At 46.2% G+C, this 2424-nt stretch carries 5 protein-coding genes and 1 pseudogene; 3 read left to right on the top strand and 3 right to left on the bottom strand.

Features of this window, described 5'->3' with window-relative positions; all coding sequences use genetic code 11:
- The coding region (locus tag B7L70_RS12435) for a YkgJ family cysteine cluster protein (protein WP_081228446.1) at positions 1 to 448 on the bottom strand (448 nt) is incomplete at its 3' end.
- 7 nt (positions 449 to 455) lie between these two features.
- Positions 456 to 767: an MTH1187 family thiamine-binding protein gene (locus B7L70_RS12430; RefSeq protein ID WP_238376259.1), complete on the bottom strand. Its 312-nt coding sequence runs from the start codon at positions 765 to 767 to the stop codon at positions 456 to 458.
- A gap of 65 nt (positions 768 to 832) precedes the next feature.
- Here B7L70_RS12430 and B7L70_RS14035 point away from each other — a divergent pair, with 65 nt between their 5' ends.
- The 3 genes from B7L70_RS14035 to B7L70_RS12420 are packed head-to-tail and all read left to right on the top strand — an operon-like array spanning position 833 to position 1525.
- Complete coding sequence (locus tag B7L70_RS14035; RefSeq protein ID WP_143701654.1) at positions 833 to 949, top strand: winged helix-turn-helix transcriptional regulator; 117 nt, start codon at positions 833 to 835, stop codon at positions 947 to 949.
- 7 nt (positions 950 to 956) lie between these two features.
- Entirely contained in the window at positions 957 to 1316 is a 360-nt protein-coding gene (locus tag B7L70_RS12425) for a TRASH domain-containing protein (RefSeq protein ID WP_143701653.1), read from the top strand.
- A 14-nt stretch (positions 1317 to 1330) separates the two neighbouring features.
- Entirely contained in the window at positions 1331 to 1525 is a 195-nt protein-coding gene (locus B7L70_RS12420) for a hypothetical protein (RefSeq protein WP_081228444.1), read from the top strand.
- A gap of 33 nt (positions 1526 to 1558) precedes the next feature.
- Here the strand turns inward: B7L70_RS12420 and B7L70_RS12415 are convergent.
- A pseudogene (locus B7L70_RS12415) lies at positions 1559 to 2424 on the bottom strand (glycoside hydrolase); the annotation flags it as partial.

Raw genomic sequence — 2424 nt, 5'->3', positions numbered from 1 at the left:
AGCCAATCCTAAGCCTAACCCAATCCCTTGTCTGTAAGGACCTCCTTACAAAAATTGGTAGATAGTTACCTAACCTCCTAATTTCATCCTTAGCAACCGTATTCCACGCAGGGCATTCCTTATCGATATACGGCCCCTCAACGTCATCATAGACAAGCGGGTATAATCTACAGCCTATGGGCCTATTATCATATATAGTGCACCTCATGGACTTGGGGTCCAGGAACACGCAATGCCCATCCACATTTTTCAGTCGCCAAACCTCACCATCAAACACCGCGAAATCCTTAAGCTGGAAGCCCAGGGCTGTTATCCTCTCGATATCCTCGGGGAGAAGCTCCATCTGCGTGTTTAGACAGCATTTACCACACATTGTACAGTTCATTTTAACCTCGAAGAACTCCGGGTCGTCAAAGATGGAACCCAGCCTTACCCTAACCTTAACCATGCCCACATCAACTGACCCTCTTAACCTTGTACTCCATTGTTATAGCCTTATCTCTACGATCATCAATCCTCACGGTAGTCACTATACGCTTCACACCAGCCCTATAAAGCTCGTCATGAATCTCCTGCAATAACCGACCCAACGCCTCGACACTCGGTAATTCCACCGAGGTACCCATTGGACCAACCTCGTACTTATAGCCGGATTTCTTGATTACATCCACGGCAACCCTGATTAAATCACCCACGCTTGTGCTACAGGTCCCGATTGGGTCTACGGCTATCTCCACAATCACCGGCATAGCAACTCCCAATGCCAAGTAGTTTTTATTTATTGCATACCAACTAAGCCCTCCTAAGCCTAAGGGCGTTTAGTGTTACTGAAATGCTACTTAGTGCCATGAATGCAAGAGCAAGTGTTTCAGAAATCGCCGAAAAACTTGGCGTTAGTAGGGCCACTGTCTCCAGGGCCATAAGGTCCTTAATGAATAAGGGGGGTTAGGTTCACAGTGAATATTCCTGATAATTCACCAAGGGCTTTCATAATAACTAGAAGGCCCTACGAGAGACTTGGCGAGTGCTATAAATTAATTGATGGCAGGTACCTAATAATTATCAAGGCGAGAGATTACAACGAATTGGTTAGGATTGTGGAGGGGGTTGACGATAAAATGGAGTTGTTCATAGCGATTAGGGTTGTTGGTAGAAATGTTGTACCCATGGGGTTGGTTTGCGATTACTGTGGAGGACCAATAAGCATGCCTATAATATACAGGAGAGGTAGGAGGACGTATTATTTGTGCTGTGAGGCATGCCTTAGGGAACTGAAGAAGAAATTAAGCAAGTCAAAAGATAAATTAGGCAATTAAGATAACGGCATTGGATGTCCTCGAGTAATAGGTGCGTATTTTACCAAAGGACGCATGACGGTGAGAGGTGCGTGTTAATGCCGCCTGAGGATTGGCGGGTGAGTAGGAGCAAGTTCATCAACCTATGCCTAAATGGCGGTCGAGGATGCCCAGTATTGAGTAGGTACTACTCAATAGTTTCTAGGACGAGTGAGGAGAAAAAGGGTTGAAATTTTAATTCATGTTCCAGGGGAAATTGTGAATCAAATCAATCGATGAAGCATTAATGGTATAATTATTGATAACGCTATTAACGTAATTACCATACCCACGTATAGGTTATTTAAGGTACTTACCTGGTTCGACGCGGCCTGCGAGTTGCCAGGGCTTAGTTTGTACGTAATTAGTGCAAACCCGTATTGATTAATTGGTATTGGATGATCACCGAGCTCGTTCTCGCTGACTGGCGAGTATAGTTGGGCAGTGGTTGCGTTTTCTATACCTATTACAGGTATTGTGGTCATGCTGTGGGGCTTTAGGACCACGGACTTCGCTATTGCGTATGTCCCATTACTCACCACCAGTGTTAGATACAGTGTATAGTTGAGCCCATTATATATTTGGAGGACTACCACGTTATTTACGTCGACATACTTAACGAGCCTCACCTGCTGTAGCCAACCATTTATTGTGTTTATTATGGCGTCCGTGTACGTTAAGGCTTGTTGCTTAAACCAAGCTGGGCCATAATTTGGCGGACCTGTTTGCCACGTCCAATCACTTCCCTCCGCGATGTATAGGTAGTTCCACAGCGTGTATATTGGGTTTGTGGAGTTTGGTGTTGTGTTGAAGGGTAATGGTACAACTGGCGATGTCTGGGCGCCCACGGCTTTCGTGAAAGCCACCAAGTACTCCCTGGCAAGGGCTAGGGAGTACCAGATTTCTGTCTTGCCTGGGTAGCCATTATTCCAGTTGTTCAGGTTGAGCGCCCATGATGTTTCAGGCAGGTTTGTAACTACGGCAACGGGTTTGTGGGTCTCAATGGCCTCGCTCGCGGTCTGTGTTATGAACCAGGTACCCTGGTACTCAGAGAGCACCTGGTATATTGCCTGTAGGTCGGCAGGCCCTG

It is taken from the genome of Vulcanisaeta sp. EB80, from assembly GCF_002078205.2.
This window is presented reverse-complemented; position numbering and strand designations above follow the sequence as displayed.

What these genes read in the sequence shown, in the direction of transcription:
- B7L70_RS14035 (WP_143701654.1), top strand. Translation starts at nt 833, where the DNA reads ATGCTACTTAGTGCCATGAATGCAAGAGCAAGTGTTTCAGAAATCGCC.
- B7L70_RS12420 (WP_081228444.1), top strand. Translation starts at nt 1,331, where the DNA reads ATGTCCTCGAGTAATAGGTGCGTATTTTACCAAAGGACGCATGACGGT.